Annotated in this window: 9 protein-coding genes; 5 read left to right on the top strand and 4 right to left on the bottom strand. The window is 63.1% G+C overall.

From position 1 onward, the window contains the following. The first annotated feature begins 42 nt into the window (after nucleotides 1-42). The gene (gene ntrC, locus CR105_RS08415) at nucleotides 43-1,524 is read left to right on the top strand and encodes a nitrogen regulation protein NR(I) (RefSeq protein WP_099788003.1); all 1,482 of its coding nucleotides are present in this window, start codon (nucleotides 43-45) and stop codon (nucleotides 1,522-1,524) included. Between the two features lie 79 nt (nucleotides 1,525-1,603). Then, the gene (gene corA, locus CR105_RS08410; protein WP_099788002.1) at nucleotides 1,604-2,569 is read left to right on the top strand and encodes a magnesium/cobalt transporter CorA; all 966 of its coding nucleotides are present in this window, start codon (nucleotides 1,604-1,606) and stop codon (nucleotides 2,567-2,569) included. Between the two features lie 67 nt (nucleotides 2,570-2,636). Here the strand turns inward: corA and CR105_RS08405 are convergent, their stop codons facing one another. The 4 genes from CR105_RS08405 to CR105_RS08390 form a co-directional block, all read right to left on the bottom strand. Continuing rightward, nucleotides 2,637-5,357 (bottom strand): TonB-dependent receptor, encoded by a 2,721-nt coding sequence (locus CR105_RS08405; RefSeq protein ID WP_099788001.1) that lies wholly within the window; start codon nucleotides 5,355-5,357, stop codon nucleotides 2,637-2,639. A gap of 190 nt (nucleotides 5,358-5,547) precedes the next feature. Next, a complete protein-coding gene (locus tag CR105_RS08400) occupies nucleotides 5,548-7,206 on the bottom strand; it encodes an NAD(P)/FAD-dependent oxidoreductase (protein ID WP_099788000.1) in 1,659 nt (552 codons plus the stop codon). A 182-nt stretch (nucleotides 7,207-7,388) separates the two neighbouring features. Then, nucleotides 7,389-10,385, bottom strand: a complete 2,997-nt coding sequence (locus CR105_RS08395; RefSeq protein ID WP_099787999.1) for a TonB-dependent receptor — start codon at nucleotides 10,383-10,385, stop codon at nucleotides 7,389-7,391. Nucleotides 10,386-11,030: 645 nt separating this feature from the next. Beyond that, nucleotides 11,031-11,756, bottom strand: a complete 726-nt coding sequence (locus CR105_RS08390) for a 16S rRNA (uracil(1498)-N(3))-methyltransferase (RefSeq protein WP_099787998.1) — start codon at nucleotides 11,754-11,756, stop codon at nucleotides 11,031-11,033. A gap of 84 nt (nucleotides 11,757-11,840) precedes the next feature. Between CR105_RS08390 and tkt the strand changes: the two genes are divergently transcribed. From tkt to CR105_RS08375, 3 genes are all read left to right on the top strand, one after another. After that, nucleotides 11,841-13,886 carry a transketolase gene (tkt, locus tag CR105_RS08385; RefSeq protein ID WP_131021661.1) on the top strand — a complete coding sequence of 682 codons (2,046 nt, stop codon included), beginning with the start codon at nucleotides 11,841-11,843 and terminating at the stop codon, nucleotides 13,884-13,886. A gap of 87 nt (nucleotides 13,887-13,973) precedes the next feature. Further along, nucleotides 13,974-14,987: a type I glyceraldehyde-3-phosphate dehydrogenase gene (gene gap / locus CR105_RS08380; protein WP_099787996.1), complete on the top strand. Its 1,014-nt coding sequence runs from the start codon at nucleotides 13,974-13,976 to the stop codon at nucleotides 14,985-14,987. 273 nt (nucleotides 14,988-15,260) lie between these two features. Further along, nucleotides 15,261-18,119 carry a TonB-dependent receptor plug domain-containing protein gene (locus CR105_RS08375; protein WP_099787995.1) on the top strand — a complete coding sequence of 953 codons (2,859 nt, stop codon included), beginning with the start codon at nucleotides 15,261-15,263 and terminating at the stop codon, nucleotides 18,117-18,119. Nucleotides 18,120-18,126 lie beyond the last annotated feature (7 nt).

Genomic DNA, 18,126 nt, shown 5'->3' with positions numbered 1-18,126 from the left:
ATCCCACCGATTGAACACCAATAGTGCGGGACACGCGAATACATGAAACCAATCTGGATTGTCGACGACGACGCCTCCATCCGCTGGGTACTGGAGAAGGCGCTGGCGCGCGAAAACCTGGCTACCCGCAGCTTTTCCAACGCGCGCGACGCCATGGCCGCCCTCGAGACCGAGACGCCGCAAGTGCTGGTGTCGGACATCCGCATGCCGGGCGAATCTGGCCTCGACCTGCTGCAGGCGGTCAAGCAGCGCTACCCCGGCCTGCCGGTCATCATCATCACCGCCTTTTCCGACCTCGATTCGGCCGTCGCCGCATTCCAGGGCGGCGCTTTCGAGTACCTGGCCAAGCCGTTCGACATCGACAAGGCGGTCGAGCTGATTCGCCGCGCGCTGGAAGAGAGCCTGCGCGAGACCAGCGTCGAGTCGGGCCCGGCCGAGACGCCGGAAATCCTCGGCCAGGCGCCGGCCATGCAAGAGGTGTTTCGCGCGATCGGCCGCTTGTCGCAGTCGAACGTGACGGTGCTCATCACGGGCGAATCGGGCACCGGCAAGGAGCTCGTCGCCCGCGCGCTGCACAAGCACAGCCCGCGCGCGCAGCAGCCGTTCATCGCGCTCAACACCGCGGCGATCCCGAAAGACCTGCTCGAGTCCGAACTGTTCGGCCACGAGCGCGGCGCCTTCACCGGCGCCCAGACCACCCGGCGCGGCCGCTTCGAGCAGGCCGAAAACGGCACGCTGTTTCTCGACGAGATCGGCGACATGCCGTTCGATCTGCAAACGCGCCTGCTGCGGGTGCTGTCGGACGGCCACTTCTACCGCGTCGGCGGCCATCAGCCGCTCAAGGCGAACGTGCGCGTCATCACCGCCACCCACCAGAACCTGGAACAGCGGGTGCGCGACGGCCTGTTTCGCGAAGACCTGTACCACCGCCTCAACGTGATCCGGCTGCGCCTGCCCAGTTTGCGGGAGCGGCGCGAGGATATCCCGCTTTTGGTGCGCCACTTCCTGGTGCAAAGCGCCCGCCAGCTCGGCGTCGAGGCCAAGCGCATGAGCGAAGGGGCGCTGCACTTCCTGTCCGGGCTCGACCTGCCGGGCAATGTGCGCCAGCTCGAAAACCTGTGCAACTGGATCACCGTGATGGCGCCCGGCCAGACCGTCGACATCAAGGACCTGCCGCTGGAACTGACCCAGAGCCAGGACGGCGCAGCCGAGGCCGGCGCGCCGCCGCCCTCTACAGTGTCGGCCGACCCGCATACCTGGCCGCGCGCCGCCGCGCCGGCCGCCGCCGGCAGCGCCGATAGCTGGATCGGACTGCTCGAACTGCAGGCGGCCGGCATGCTCAACGCCGGCCAGTCGGAGGTGATGGATGTGCTGGGACGCCAGTTCGAGTCGGCGCTGATCAAGACGGCGCTCAGGCACACGCACGGACGCAAGAACGACGCCGCCGTGCGCCTCGGGATCGGCCGCAACACGATCACCCGCAAGATCGCCGAGCTGGGAATCGACGGCGCCAAGGACGAATAGCGCGGCGGCGAGCGTCACAGGCGCGCCAATATAGTAAGCTCTGCCTCGGCGGCATGTGCCCCGTCTATATTGGATCGTCATGTTGATTAACTGCGTCGCCTACCAGGAAGGCAAAAAACTGGCCGACATTCCGGTCGAAGAGATCAGCGAGTACCTGGCCAGGCCAGGCTACTTCGTCTGGGTCTCGCTGCGCGACCCCGATCCGGCCGAGCTGGCGCGGATGAAGGATGAATTCTGCCTGCACGAGCTGGCCGTCGAAGACGCCACGCGCGGCAACCAGCGCCCCAAGGTCGAGGAGTACGGCGACTCGCTGTTTGCCGTGCTGCAGACGGTCGAGCTGGTGGGCGACGAGATGACAGTCGGCGAGGTCGACGTGTTCGTCGGGCCGAACTACGTGCTGTCATCGCGCCGCAATGCCTCGGAAGGCTTTCTCGGCGTGCGCGCGCGCGCCGAGCGCGAACCGCACCTGCTGGCGCAAGGCTCGGCGTTCGTGCTGTACGCGCTGATGGACGCGGTGGTCGACCGCTACTTCCCGGTAGTCGACCTGCTCGAATCGGAACTGGAAAAGATCGAGGACCGCATCTTCATCCGCGGCTCGCAGCGCGCCAACATCGAGCGCCTGTATGAACTCAAGAGCAAGGTGCTGATGCTGCGCCACTCGGTGATGCCGCTGATGGAAGGCGTCGGCCGCCTGTACGGCGGGCGCGTGCCGGCACTGGCGCTCGACACCCAGGAGTACTTTCGCGACGTCCACGACCACCTGTACCGCATCGCCGGCACCGTCGACACCATCCGCGACACCATCAGCACGGCGATCCAGGTGAACCTGTCGATGGTGGCGATCGACGAGAGTGAAGTCAACAAGCGGCTGGCGGCATGGGCGGCGATCTTCGCCGTGTTTACCGCGTTTGCCGGCCTGTGGGGCATGAACTTCAAGTTCATGCCGGAGCTCGAGTGGAAGTATGGCTACCCGGTGGCGCTGGCGTCGATGTTCAGCGTGGCCGGCTATCTGTACTGGCGCTTCAGGAAGTCGGGCTGGCTGTAGCGCCGAAACGCGGGACGAAAAAAAGCCCGGGAGATGTTCTTCCCGGGCTTTTTCACGCCGTTACAACTTAGAAGTTGTACGTGCCGCGTACGTAGTAGGTACGGCCGATTGGATCGGTGTAGCGTGGATCGAAACCAGCCTGGAACGTGTTGGTCTGGTACGACAGCGGCGGAGCGCGGTCGGCCAGGTTGCGCACGCCGACGGTCAGGCCAAAGCCCTTCGGCATGGCGTAGGCAGCGAACGCGTCGAACGTGGTGTACGAAGCGACACGGGTCTCTTCATCCTGATCGAGGTAACCGGTCTTGTAGCGGCCGGTCAGGCCTGCCGACAGCGAACCCTTCGACCAGTTGATCGAAGTGGTGTTCTGCCAGCGGAACACTGGACCGGCGCCGGAGAAGATGCCGACGTTCTGGTTCCAGACTCCGCCTTCGGAGTTCTGGTACTCGTACTTGCGCACATAGGTGTTGGTCGAGTTCAGCGCAAAGTTGCCGATGCTGCCGACGCGCATCTTGTACGCCAGGCTCAGGTCGATACCGTTGGTGTTGACGCCGCCCAGGTTCAGGTTGCGCAGGTCAACGTAGCCGCAAGTGACCGGGTCCGGGCACTGCGAACCGTCGGTGGCCAGGTTGCCGGCAGCGGTGCGCTTGTACACCCCTGGATACAGGCCAGGGTTGTCGAACACGTCGTCTTCGCTGATGCTGCCGATCGAATCCTTGAGCTGGATCGCCCACAGGTCGATGCCGATGTTCAGGTCCTTGACCGGCTCGATCATCAGGCCGATGGTGGCGTTCTTCGACGTTTCCGGGTCGAGGTTCTTGTTGCCGCCGTACAGAGCCTGGAACTGCTGGTTGCAGTTCGCCGCGGTCGGCTTGCCTGGGATGGCTTTGCCGCCTGGGCAGTTGACCGGATCATTGCGCTGCGACGTATTGGTGTACGTCTGGGCGGCGTTGATTTCATACAGCGACGGCGCACGGAAGCCGGTCGAGTACGAACCGCGCAGCAGCACAGTCTTGGTCGGCTGGAAGCGGAAGCCGAACTTTGGATTGGTCGAGCTGCCGAAGTCGCTGTACTTGTCGTAACGGATGGCGGCGGTGACGTCGAGCGTGCTCAGCAATGGAACGTTGAGCTCGGCATACGCGGCGTAGACCTTGCGGGTTCCTTCGTCGCGCGACTCAGGATCGATACCGGTACTGGCGACGACCTTCGATGCGTACTCTTTTTCCGCGACGCTGAGGAACTGCTCTTTCGAGTACTGCGCGCCAACTGCCAGCGCTGCCTTGCGGCCTGCGCCCATCCAGTCGCCCAGCTCGCGGCTGGCGTGTGCATCGGCGCCAGTGGTCTTGCCCTTGGCGGTACGCACGGTGCCGTCCAGCGCCGCGGCGTTGATCAGCGCGGTGCCGGCGGCGGTCTGCTCGCCGAACGGATTGATGATGCCGTTCAGTACGCCAGCGGTGATCATGCCGCCGTCGCTGTAACCCTTCAGGTTTTCCTTGACCTTGTTTTCATTGTAGGTCAGGGCAGCCTCGTAGTCCCAGCCTGCGATCACACCGGACAGCGAGGCGACGAAGCGCTGCTGGTCGTTGATGTTTTCGTCGGCGCGCGGGCCGTTTGGCAGGTCGCGCCACTTGACGTTGATGAAGCCAGGCTTGGCGCCGGCCGGCAGGGTGCCGGTGTTGCCGGTAAAGGTCGGGCTCAGCGGGATGTTCGGGGTGACCGCGCCTGGGTTACCAGGGTAAAACGGGTTCAGCGAACCGTCCAGGCGGGTGCGGTTCTGGCGCAGGCCACCGTATGGTACCGGGGCGATCTGGCTGCGCACGGTGCTCTGGGTCTTCAGTGCCTCGAGGCTCAGCTGGTGGTCGGCGTTGAGCTTGAACGTGCCCTTGACCAGTGCCGAATCACGCTGGCTGCGCGGGACGTAGTCGACAAAGCTCGACGTCGTCATCTGGCAGCTGGTGCGGTCCGAGCTTGGGATCAGGTTCGGCGCGCTGGTGCAACCCGGTGCTGCCGGGTTGCCGCTCTTGTCGTCCTGGAAGTAGTTCGCAGGGCTGGTCGTTGGCGACAGGCCGCCCGGGTAGCGACGGTTGAAATCGCGCTGGGTGCCGGTGATGGCCTGCTGTTCCTGGTGATCGATGACGCCGAAGATGTTGTAGCCGTCGGTGTCGAGGTCGCCGAAGCCGAAGCCGAAGTTGGCGCTCTTCGATTTGCCGCCTGGATGCTGCGGCGAATCGACGCCGACCGACGCGGTGCCGCCACGGAAGTCTTTTTTGGTGATGAAGTTGATCACGCCGCCGACGGCGTCGCTGCCGTACAGGGCCGAGGCGCCGTCACGCAGCACTTCGACGCGCTCGAGCGCGGCGAATGGGATCATGTTCAGGTCGGGCGAGGAGCTGTCGAATGCATTGTTGGCCAGGCGGCGGCCGTTCAGCAACACCAGCGTCTTGTTGGCGCCAATGCCGCGCAGGTCGGCGTAGGATGCGCCGCCGGTACCGAGGCCGACGACCTGGCTGGTGCCCTGCGACGATTGCGACACGGTCAGGTTGCCCATGACCTGTTCGATGGTGGTGACGCCCTGTTTTTTCAGGTCTTCCATCTTGATCACGGTGATCGGCACGGCGGTTTCGGCATCGATGCGCTTGATGGCCGAACCGGTGATCTCGACGCGCTGCATTGGCGCGCTGTCGGCTGCCTGCTGGGCCATCACGGCGCTGGACATGCCCAGGCCGACCACGATGGCGCCGCTGGCGCACATGACGCGGATTGACCGCGATAGAACTGTTTCATTCAACATTCAAACTCCTCCAGATTGCGATGTATCAAAATAAGCTCGGAGAATATTTCAAATATGTGAAATTTTCTCCGTGGAGGATGAAAGCATCTGGGGTGTCCGCCTGTCAAATTTAAACTTTTTGTAAATGATGCAAAAAAACAACGTGCGCGCCGCTTGAATCGCCTATGGCATTGCCGGCCAGCTGGCGGTGTTACAGGCGCGCGCCGGCGCCGGCGCCGGCGCCGGCGGCCATCGACAGCGCCACCGCTTCGGCCACCTTGATGCCGTCGACCGCCGCCGACAGGATGCCGCCGGCGTAACCGGCGCCTTCGCCGGCCGGGAACAGGCCGCGCGTGTTCAGGCTTTGCAGGTCATCGTCGCGCCGCTTGATGCGGATCGGCGACGACGTGCGCGTCTCGACCCCGGTCAGCAGCGCGTCGGCCCGGTAAAAGCCGCGGATCTGCTTGTCGAACGCCGGGAATGCCTCGCGCATGGCGACGATGGCGTAGTCGGGCAGGGCGCCGGCCAGGTCGGTCAGATGCACCGCCGGCGTAAACGACGGCTGCACCGCGCCCAGCGCGCTGGAGGCGCGGCCGTTGACGAAGTCGCCCATCAGCTGGCCCGGCGCGTCGTAGTTGCCGCCGCCCAGCGCGAACGCGCCTTCCTCGAGGCGGCGCTGCAGCGCGATGCCGGCCAGCGGATGGCCCGGATAGTCGACCTCCGGCGTGATGCCGACCACGATCGCGCTGTTGGCGTTGCGCTCGTTGCGCGAATACTGGCTCATGCCGTTGGTGACCACCCGGCCAGGTTCCGACGCGGCGGCGACCACCGTGCCGCCCGGGCACATGCAAAAGCTGTACACCGAGCGCCCGTTCGAGGCGTGGTGCACCAGCTTGTAGTCGGCCGCGCCGAGGATCTTGTTGCCGGCGTTCGCGCCGAAGCGGGCATTGTCGATCAGCGACTGCGGGTGCTCGACCCGAAAGCCGATCGAGAACGGCTTGGCCTCGATGTAGACGCCGCGCTCGTAGAGCATCTCGAAGGTGTCGCGCGCGCTGTGGCCGATCGCCAGCACCAGGTGGCGCGTGGCGATGCGCTCGCCGCTGGCCAGCACCACCGCGCGCACCTGGCCGCTGTCGCCGTCGCGCTCGATGTCGACGTCGACGACCTTGCTCGAGAAGCGGTATTCGCCGCCGAGCGCGATGATGTTCTCGCGCATCTGCTCGACCATCTTGACGAGCCGGAAGGTGCCGATGTGCGGCTTGCTGACGTACATGATCTCGTCCGGCGCGCCGGCCTTGACGAACTCGGTGAGCACCTTGCGCCCGTAGTGTTTCGGGTCCTTGATCTGGCTGTACAGCTTGCCGTCGGAAAAGGTGCCGGCGCCGCCTTCGCCGAACTGCACGTTCGATTCCGGATTGAGTTCGCGCTTGCGCCAGAAGCCGAAGGTGTCGACGGTGCGTTCGCGCACCACCTTGCCGCGCTCGAGGATGATCGGGCGCAGGCCCATCTGCGCCAGGATCAGCGCGGCGAACAGGCCGCACGGGCCAGTGCCGACCACCACCGGACGCTCGTTGCGGTCGTGCCCTTGCAGTTGCTCGCCGCCGGCCACAAAACGGTAGTCGGTGTCCGGCGCCGGCATCACGTGCATGTCGTGCTGCAGGCGCGCCAACACGCCGGCCTCGTCGGCAACGTCGGCATGGATCGAATAAATCAGCACGATGGCGCTTTTCTTGCGCGCGTCGTAGCTGCGCTTGTAGATGGTGAAACCACGCAACGCGTCCTTGCCGATGCCGAGCCGGGCCAGCAGCGCCGCTTCCAGTTCGGCTTCTTCATGGGTCAGTGGCAGTTTCAGTTCGTTAATTCGCAGCATTACGGGTATCCATCAGTACAAGGGGAGGGCGGGGCGGTGCAACCGGCTATTTTACCCGTGATGGGGTGGCGGCGAAATGGGCAGGGCGCCGAACGCACACTTAATTGGTGACGTACCGACGAAAAAAAGCCGGCCCCTTGCGGGGCCGGCTTTAAGCGATGAAGCTGTTCGGATCAGTTAGATCAGAACGAGTAGCGTGCACCGACGTACAGGCGGCGTGGCTGGACAAATTCGTTCGGCTGGCCGAACTTGTAGAAGGCCGAGCCGGCCACCAGCGACTGATGCGCCGTTGGCGACTGCTTGTCGAGCACGTTGAAGATGTCGAGGAACAACTCCACCTTCTGGCTGGCGGTGAACTTGTAGACATACTTCAGGCGCATGTCGAGCGTGTAGTACGACGGACCGGTCTGGCTACCGACCGAGTTAGGCGAAATGAACGTATCGAGCACGCCGCCATCGACATACGCAGCGTCCATCACCGGCAGGTTACGGCCGGAAATTGCCTGGGTACGGCTATACAGCAGGCCGCTGTTCCAGTTGAACACTGCGCTCACCTCGAGACCATTGTTAAAGAAGTACGAACCGTACCCTTTGACCTGGTGTTCGATGTTGCCTGGCTGTGGGCCGTACGCGTTAGGCGCGCGTGGGTCGAGTGCAACCCAGTCACCCTGGAAGTCAGCGTTACTATCCGAGTTCGTATTGCCCTTGGCGTCGTTCCAGGTGTACGAAGCGGCACCCTGCCAGTTGTCGCGCTTGGCCTTGGTCAGGCTCAGTTCGACGCCCTGGTAGTCGCGCTTGCCGCCTTTGAGCGTGCCGATCACATAGTTCGAATTCGGCTTGCCGCTGTAGCCGAAGTACGAATATGGCAGGTAGTAAGCCGAACCTGGCGCTGCATAGCCTTCGCCGGCGGTTGCCACGGTGAGGGTCGGATCCGAGTACAGACCCAGATCGTAGTCTTCCAGGATGTCGCGCGTCTTACGCTTGGTGTAGCTTGCCGACACGGTGTAATCCTTGCCCAGCGAGGTCGCATAACCGAGCATGAACTCGTCGGTGAACGGCGTCTTGGTCGACGGCGAGATCAGCGCGTCTGGCGTCTTCGGTCCGCCACGGGTGCGGAACGTCAGCCAGCGGTCGCCCAGGAAGACCTGCTCTTCGAGCACTGGACCGGTCAGGTTGCCGGCGAAGTCGGACATGTTGGTGCGCACCGGATCGTAGTAACGACCGGCGAACGCCCAGACCTTGCTGCGGCCATCGCCGGCAGGGTCATACACGACCGACAGGCGTGGTGCCAGCTTCCACTTGAACTTGGCCGATTCGTCGCCTTTCGAATCGAGGTGAACCCACTCTTCGGCACGCACGCCGGCGTTGACCGTCAGCTTCTTGTTGGTCCAGGTATCCTGGAAGTAGAAGGTCTTGCCGGTCGCCTCGACGGTGTACGGCGCAGCTTGCGTCTCGATGATGCGGTAGTTGTTGACCTGGCCGCCTGGGTTGCCGGCGGTGCTGGTGAACCGGTAGGCGTTATATTCCGGCGTCGAGATGGTGCCGTCGCGGTTGGTATCGAGCAGGTTGACGAAGAACGCCTTGTTCGGGCTGGCGTTGATGGCGGTGGTGAAACGCGGAAGATCGGCAGCGACGAGCTGACGGGTTCCGACCCAGCCGGTGCCGAGGTGCTCGGCCAGGGTGACGCCGGCGTTGGCCGTCGAGATCGACGTGTAGCGCGCCTTGTCCGCGCCGATCACCAGCGAGTCTTCGACGTACGCGTTCTTCGAGTACGAGAAGCCGGACTTGAAGGTGTGGCTGCCCCAGTCTTTGGTCTCGAGGAAATACTCGCCGCTGGCGCCGACTTCGTCACGATTGCGCGACGATGCCAGTGCCGATCCGGTACCGCCGAGGCTGCGCATTGCCGTCGTCGGCGTCGTCGCGGGATTGCGGAACAGGATGTCGTTGCGGGTGGTCTGGTCGGCCGCATAGGTCGACACTTCACCTTCGTGGCGGAACGCGTAGACGTTCACGCGCAGCTTGTCCATGTCGCGCGTGTAGTCGAGCTTGTAGTTGTCGCCGCCCTGCACCTGGCGCGTGTCACGGTTGTTCGGCGTGGTCGCCGTGGTCGAGCCGCTGATGGTGGCCGGGTCGTTGAAGAACGAGGCGACCAAGCGGTCGTTCTCGGTTGGCTGCCAGGTGATCTTGCCGAAGCCGAGCTTGTCTTCGCGGTTGACCGTGCGCAATGCTACGCCGTTCGGGTCTGCCACGTCGGTGTCGCGCTCTTTGACCTGATAGGAACCGAAGAACCACAGCTTTTCCTTGATGATCGGACCGCCCAGGGTGACCGCTGCGTCATAGGTCGAAAATTTCGCGCCCGGCTCATGCTTGTTGTCGGCAACCAGGCTGTCGTTCTGGAAATAGTAGTTGACCGAACCGTGGAACTCGTCGCCACCGGACTTGGTGATGACTTTCGACACGAGGCCCGAGCCGCCTGCGTACTCGGCTGGAATACCGCCGGTCAGGATCTGTTGTTCCTGGATGATTTCGGAGTTGATGTTCGAACCGAAGGTACCGGTGTTCGAGTCGGTGACGTCGACGCCGTCGAGGATGTAGACGTTGTCCGACGAGGTGCCGGTTGCGCCGGCGATGTCGGCGTAGTTGACGCCCGATTTCGATGCTGGGTTGCCGGACTGCGAAGGCTTCACGCCTGGCACCAGTTGCAGGTAGCCTTGATAGGTACGGGCGGTTGGCAGCGATTCGACCACGCCCAGGTTCAGGATGGTGCCGACGGTAGCCGAGGTCGAATCGACCTGTGCCAGGCGCGAGCTCGTCACGACCACGCGTTGCACGTCCGAGCCGGCAGCGCCGACGAGGCCAAGCGGGTAGTTCAGGCTGAGGTTCTGGCCACTGACGACGACGACATCAGCGGCGCTGAGGGTCGAGTAGCCAGGTGCGACGACTTCGACCTTGTAGTCCGACGCCGGATCGAGGCCGGCAACGCGGACGGAGCCATCGGCTTCGGTCACGGCGGTCTTGGTCACCAGGCTGCTTGGCGAACTGATCTTTACCGTAGCGCCGGCGACAGGCTGGCCCGTAGCGCTAGTAATGTTAATACGCAAGCCGCCCGATTCGGCGGCCCAGGCCGCGCCGACGAAGCACATGCCAACTGCCAACGAGATTGCAGACCGGCGCAGCATGGCTGCTCGTGACGTTTGTTTCGCAGTATGCAACATAATTCTCCCAGATTTAATTGATTTTTTAAAATCGGAGCAATGCGAACGACAAACAGCCAGGTACAAATAGCTAGATTGTTGATTAGCTTTGCTCCGGTAATCTTTTCGGCAAAGAAAAGTTAGAGGAGCATAAGAACATTCCCGGCAGCATGGTGTCAACGTTAAGATCTAACGGTGGTGGCGTAATAACCACACCTATTACGAATGTGTTTACGCCCCGGCGTTCTTATCGGCGCGTCAAACGATTTCCGCGCCCCTCAAGGGTGCGTCGCCACTCGCGCGCGCGCGGTTTCGGTGCGTTGCCAAAACGCGCGCTTCGTCGTCTAAACTGACCTTTACGTACGCCAATCGGGGAATTCGGATTTGCTGGGCGGCGTTGTTGGCGACGATCGAAAAGCCGCTCCTGAAGGCGGCAAAGATTATTCGGCACCTTTTGCCCCAATGCGGGTCATCGAATAAAAATGCAGTTCGATTTTGACCTGATGATGCATTTGGGTCGCGCATTGACCGATCGCAGGCGATTGCGGACCGGGCGCGTTGTATTTGAGCGCCGGTCAGGCACGTTGAGGCGCTTGGCGATATTCGCGTCAATATCGATGCGCCAGCAAGCTACATTCCGCCCCACGTCGCCGAGATCGTCGCCAGCGCGGCCAATGCGGCCGTCTCGGTACGCAAAATCCGCGGCCCCATCGACACGGCGATGGCGCCGCGCGCAATTGCCGCATCTTCTTCCTGTTGCGTGTAGCCGCCCTCGGGGCCGATCAGCAGGCTGATCGCCCGCGGCGCCGCCATGCGCGACCAGTTGGCCAGCGACTGCGTGCTGCGCGGCGTCAGCAACAAACAACTGGCCATGTCGGCGCGCCCTATCCACTGCTCGAACTGGCACAGCTCGCCCAGGCTGGCCAGCCGGTTGCGCCCGCTTTGCTCGGATGCCGACACGATCACGCCCTGCCAGTGACTGGATTTCTTCTCGGCCCGCTCGCCCGTCAGGCGCACCACGCAGCGCTGCGCCGCCAGCGGCTGCACCGCCGACACGCCAAGTTCGACCGCTTTCTCGATGATCCAGTCCATCTTCGACGCTTCCGGCAGCGCCTGCGCCAAGGTGATCCGGTACGGCAGTTCGCGCTCCTGGTCGATGAAGGCGACGATGCGCGCGCTGGCGCCTTTTTTGTCCAGGGTGGCCAGTTCGGCCAGGTATTCGCCGCCGTCGCCGTTGAACAAGGTCAGCGCGGCGCCCGGCTGCAGCCGCACCACCCAGGCGTGGTGCGCCACCGGGTCGGGCAGGGCGACGGTGTGGCCGGCCGCCAGCGGCTGGGGGCAATAAAAACGCGGCATGAAAGTCCTGTTGAAGAGCTGAGAAAACTAGCGCATTTTAATTCGGCACCTCCCGGTCTGGTAAAATAGTTGGCTCAGTTATCCATGCCCCGCCTTCGCATCCCCATTCTTACGACTTCAACAATTCGATCGATGAAACCTATGCAAACCACTACTCTGATGGCCAACGCAATCCGCGCTTTGGCAATGGACGCCGTCCAGAAAGCTAATTCCGGCCACCCGGGCATGCCGATGGGCATGGCCGACATCGCGGTGGCGTTGTGGGACGGTCACTACCGCCACAACCCGGCCAATCCAAAGTGGGTCAACCGCGACCGCTTCCTGCTGTCGAACGGGCACGGCTCGATGCTGCATTATTCGCTGCTGCACCTGACCGGCTACGCCGTGACGATCGACGACATCAAGAGTTTCCGTCAGCTCCATTCGAAGACTCCGGGCCACCCGGAAGTCGACATCACGCCCGGCGTCGAGACCACCACCGGCCCGCTCGGCCAGGGTATCGCCAACGCGGTCGGCATGGCCTTGTCGGAGTACTTGCTGGCGGCCGAATTCAACAAGCCTGGCCATCAGGTCGTCGACCACTACACCTACGCCTTCCTCGGCGACGGCTGCCTGATGGAAGGCATCTCGCACGAAGTGTGCTCGCTGGCCGGCACGCTTGGCCTGAACAAGCTGATCGCGCTGTACGACGACAACGGCATCTCGATCGACGGCAAGGTCGAAGGCTGGTTTACCGACGACACGCCGCAGCGCTTCGCCTCCTACGGCTGGAACGTGATACCGGACGTCGACGGCCACAGCGTCGCGGCGGTCGACGCCGCGCTGGTGCAGGCGCGCAAGTCCGACAAGCCGACCCTGATCTGCTGCAAGACCATCATCGGCAAGGGTGCGCCGAACCTGGAAGGCGGCGACAAGGTGCACGGCGCCGCGCTGGGCGACGCCGAAGTAGCCGCCGTGCGTACCCACCTGCTGTGGGATGCTGTGCCGTTCGACATCCCGGCCGCTGTCTACACCGCCTGGGACGCCAAGGAAAAAGGCGCCGCGCTCGAGGCGCAATGGAATGTCGGCTTCGACGCTTACCGCGCCGCGTTCCCGCAAGAAGCGGCCGAACTCGAGCGCCGCATGAGCGGCGAGCTGCCGGCCAACTTCGACGCCACCCTGGCCGCGGCGATTGCCGCCTGCGTCGACAAGCAGGAAACGATTGCCACCCGCAAGGCGAGCCAGAACGCGATCCAGGCGCTGGCGCCGGTGCTGCCTGAGTTCCTCGGCGGCTCGGCCGACCTGACCGGCTCGAACCTGACCAACTGGAAAGAATGCGTCGCGCTGCGCTCCGGCAAGCCGGGCAACCACATCAACTACGGCGTGCGCGAGTTCGGCATGAGCGCGATCATGAACGGCATCGCCCTGCACGGCGGCTTCATCCCGTTCGGTGCCACCTTCCTGACGTTCTCCGACTACAGCCGCAATGCGCTGCGCATGGCCGCGCTGATGAAGCTGCGTTCGATCTTCGTCTTCACCCACGATTCGATTGGCCTGGGCGAAGACGGCCCGACCCACCAGTCGGTCGAGCACGTGTCGTCGCTGCGCCTGATCCCGAACCTGGACAACTGGCGCCCGTGCGACACCGTCGAGACAATGGCCGCCTGGGGCGCCGCGGTGCGCCGCGCCGACGGCCCGTCGACGCTGATCTTCTCGCGCCAGAACCTGCCGTACCAGCAGCGCGACGCGCAGCAGATCGCCGACATCGCCCGTGGCGGCTACGTGCTGCAGGACGCGCCAGGTGCCAAGGTGATCCTGATCGCCACCGGCTCCGAAGTCGAGCTGGCCGTCAAGGCGGCCGCGGCGCTGAAGGAGCAGGGCGTGCCGGCGCGCGTGGTATCGATGCCGTCGACCGACGTGTTCGACCGCCAGGACTCGGCCTACAAGGCCAGCGTCTTGACGCGCGGCACGCCGCGTGTTGCTATTGAGGCCGGCGTGACCGATTTTTGGTATAAATATGTCGGTCTCGAAGGCGCCGTGGTCGGCATCGACACCTTCGGCGAGTCGGCCCCGGCGCCGGAGCTGTTCAAGCATTTCGGCTTTACCGTCGACAACGTGGTCGCCAAGGTCAAGCTGGTCATCGCAGCATAAATACGCAGCTTGCATGAACAGGGAGCGGTGCCGGCGGTCCCCGCCGGCGCCGCATAAAAAAGGTTTTTTACTTATCAGGAGCAGAGAATGACGATCAAAGTTGCAATCAACGGTTATGGCCGCATAGGCCGCAATGTGTTGCGCGCGTTCTATGAAGGCGGCAAGAAACAGGACATCCAGATCGTCGCCATCAACGACCTGGGCGACGCCAAGTCGAACGCCCACTTGACCCGCTACGATACGGCGCACGGCAAGTTTCCCGGCACCGTGACCGTCGAAGGTGACAACATGATCGTCAACGGCGATTCGATCCGCGTGTTCGCCCAGCGCAACCCGGCCGAAATCCCGTGGGGCGAGTTGGGCGTGGACGTCGTCCTCGAATGCACCGGCTTTTTCACCACCAAGGAAAAAGCGTCGGCCCACCTGAAGGGCGGCGCCAAGAAGGTCATCATTTCGGCGCCGGGCGGCAAGGACGTCGACGCCACCATCGTGTTCGGTGTCAACCAGGACGTGCTCAAGAGCACCGACACGGTCATCTCGAACGCGTCCTGCACCACCAACTGCCTGGCCCCGCTGGTCAAGCCGCTCAACGACGCCATCGGCCTCGAAACCGGCCTGATGACAACCGTGCACGCCTACACCAACGACCAGGTGCTGTCGGACGTGATGCACGAAGACCTGCGCCGCGCCCGCTCGGCCACGATGAGCATGATCCCGACCAAGACCGGCGCTGCCGCCGCGGTCGGCCTGGTGCTGCCTGAACTGAACGGCAAGCTGGACGGCTTCGCCATCCGCGTGCCGACCATCAACGTCTCGCTGGTCGACCTGACCTTCATCGCCAAGCGCGACACCACGGTCGAAGAAGTCAATGCGCTGATGGAACAGGCCGCCGCGTCGGGCCCGCTGCAAGGCATCCTGACGTACCAGACCGAGCCGCTCGTGTCGATCGACTTCAACCACAATCCGGCGTCGTCGAATTTTGATTCGACGCTGACCAAGGTCTCCGGCCGCCTGGTAAAAGTTTCCTCTTGGTACGATAACGAGTGGGGTTTTTCGAACCGCATGCTCGACACGACCGTCGCGCTGATGAACGCCAAGTAACTATGTCGTACCGACGCCGCCGCGGCGAATTGCCGCAGCGTAAAACCCGAGCCGGGCGCTCGGGTTTTTTTTCGCCTGTTTTTATGCATATGCCAAACGGACATTTATTCGGTGAAAAACAACACACTTTGCATAAACTTACTGAAAGCAAGCCGCGCGCCTTTACTTGCTACTGAGATTTATGCGAATCTCGCTCTGTTGCACGCATGCACAGTACATAACGCAGTGCGGCGACAGGAAAAACTATCAGAACTTACAGACAGGGGAATTACTTTGAAATCGCAGTTCACAATTAAACGCAGCGTCATCGCAGTCGCCCTTACCCTGGCGTCTTCGCACGTCGTGATGGCGCAGCAAGCGGCTCAAGAGCCGATCAAGGTGATTGTCACCGGTTCGAACATCAAGCGCGCCGACAAGGAAGGCACTTCGCCAGTCGAAGTGGTAACCGCCAGGCAAATCGCCGACACCGGCGCGAACACCGTAGCTGACCTGCTGCACTCGATCCCGGCCTTCGGTTCGGGCTCGAACATCGACACCGTCGACGGCGGCTTCGCCAAGGGCTCGGCCACCGCATCGCTGCGTGGCCTCGGTTCGTCCTCGACCCTGATCCTGCTCAACGGCCGCCGCATGACCGCGTCCGCCTATGCCGATCCGAACCAGGGCAAGTCGGCCGTGTATGACCTGAACACGATTCCTGTCTCGTCGATCGAACGCATTGAAATCTTCAAGGACGGCGCATCGGCCGTCTACGGCTCGGACGCGATCGCCGGCGTCATCAACTTCATCACCAAGAACGACTACCAGGGCCTCAAGCTCGGCGGTTCGTACAGCGGCAACGACAACAACGAATTCAACCGCAAGACCGCCAACGTCACCGCCGGCTTCGGCGACCTCGACAAAGACCGCTACAACGTCTTCATCAGCGCCGACGTGTCGCAGCGCGGCGTGACCACGATCAAGGAAGTCAAGGACATCAACCTGGCGCGCCTGGCTGCTGTCAACAACCGCCTCAATCCGTACACCAACCAGCTGACCTCGGAGCCGTTCTTCTACCGCGAGCGCACCGCTGGCGCGCGTAACTTCGCCAACTCGTACGCCCTGCGCGCCGACGTCATCAACCGCACCAACTGCCCTGCGAACACGCAAAAGCTGGTGGGCAGCGTCGCTGCCCACAACCTGTTGCCGACCTCGACCCTGGTCGATCGCACCTTCTGTAACTTCGACACCAACGATTTCGCCGAAGCTCAAGGCGCCGCCAAGGACGCCAACGTGCTGTCGCGCGTGACGTTCCAGCTGACCCCGAACATGACCTCGTTCTCCGAGTTCAGCTACAGCCGTTCGCAGCGCGACTACCTCGGCGTGCCACGCACGGTGCAGAGTCTGTCGCCAAGCACCGTGTTCGCGCTCGGCAGCGCTTCCGACTTCCAGCTCATCTTGCCAGTCGGCCACCCGGACAATCCGTTCCCGACCTCGCGCGCGGCCGTCGGCCTGCGCTACGCGTCGAAGGGCGGTTCGGACAACGTCAATGAGGGTGTTCGCGCCCTGACCGGCCTGAAAGGCACCGTCGGCACCTGGGACTGGGAAGCGGCCGCGTTGTATAACCGCAGCGAGCGTACCGAGACGACCTTCGGCATGCAATACAAGCCGACGCTGATGCGCATCATGACGGAAAACCGCACGCTGGCAGCCACGCTGGCTGATCCGACGGCAACCAAGGACGTTATCAACAAGGGCGCAGCCCAGGTCATCCAGTTCGACGCCAAGGCATCGACCACGATCGGCAAGCTCGCTGGCGGCGATATCGGCCTGGCATTCGGTGCCGAAGTGCGCGAAGAGAAGATCGTCTTGAGCCCGGACGAGCTGACCCGCACCGGCCAGATCATCGGCCTGGCCAACTCGGCAATTGACGGTAAGCGTGTAGTCAAATCGGCCTTCGCCGAAGTGCGCACCCCGTTCACCAAGTCGTTCGAGATGGACTTTGCCGGTCGCTTCGACCAGTACCCTGACGAAAACAGCTTCGTGCCGAAGGTCGGCGCCAAGTGGGAAGTGAGCCCGATGGCAACCGTGCGCGGTACCTTCGCCCGCGGCTTCCGCGCACCAGCGCTGATCCAGGTCTCGCCAGGTGGCGTGCAGTCGTTCAGCACCATCACCGACTCGGTCCGCTGCCCGAACGGCGTCACGCCTGTGTCCGGCGCCGAGCAAGCTGACTGCAGCCGCTCGATCTCGAGCCTGTCGGCTGGTACCCCGGGCCTCGAGTCGGAAACGTCGAAGAGCTATTCGATGGGCCTGATCCTGACGCCAACGAAGAACGTCGACATCCTGATCGACTACTACAAGATCCGCAAAGAGAAAGAAACCGCTTTGCTCTCCGCGCAGTTCGTCATCGACAACCCTGCCAAGTTCCCAGGCCGCGTCATCCGTGACCAGAACCCGGCAGTTCAACTGGTCGACGCCTCCGGCAAGATCATTGCTGATTCAGGCCCGATCTCGGCCGTGAACCGCGCCTACGTCAACCAGGGCAGCACCGAAGTTTCCGGTCTGGCCTTTGAAGTGGCAATGCGCAAGTCGCTCGGCGAAATGGGCAACCTGAGCAGCAAGCTGACCTGGGAATACGCCATCAGCTATCGCCGCGCAGAGCGTCCAGGTGAGAAGGAAAACAATGCAGTCGGCACCAACGGCGGCATTTCGGACTGGGCCACCAGCGTCGGCGATATTCCTCGCCACCGCGCTGCATGGAGCACCAACTGGACCCGCGGCGTTCACTCGCTGACCGGTTCGGTCGACTTCGTGTCGGCAGTGTCGCTGCTGCGTCGTACCGACGATGCCGTGACCTACGCTGTGCCATATTGCCACTACGGCGTCGGCCAACCAAGCGGCGCTTACCAGCTGGGCGGCCTGCCGCGCTTTAGCGACGCTGCGAACGGTACTTGCCAGGTTGATGCCTTCACCCAGGTCGGCATGAACTACTCGTACTCGGGTATCAAGAACCTGGTGCTGAGCCTGAACATCCGTAACCTGCTCGACACCAAGGCGCCGTACGATCCACGCTACGCATCTGCCGGCTACAACTCGCAGCTCCATAGCGCCACCGGTCGTTACTTCCGTGTCAGCGCAAACTACACGTTCAAGTAATCCCTGA

It is taken from the genome of Massilia eurypsychrophila (assembly GCF_002760655.1).
Classification (GTDB): Bacteria; Pseudomonadota; Gammaproteobacteria; order Burkholderiales; family Burkholderiaceae_D; genus JAFCUW01.
Note: the sequence above shows the minus strand (reverse complement) of the source record. Positions and strands in the feature narration are given on the sequence as shown.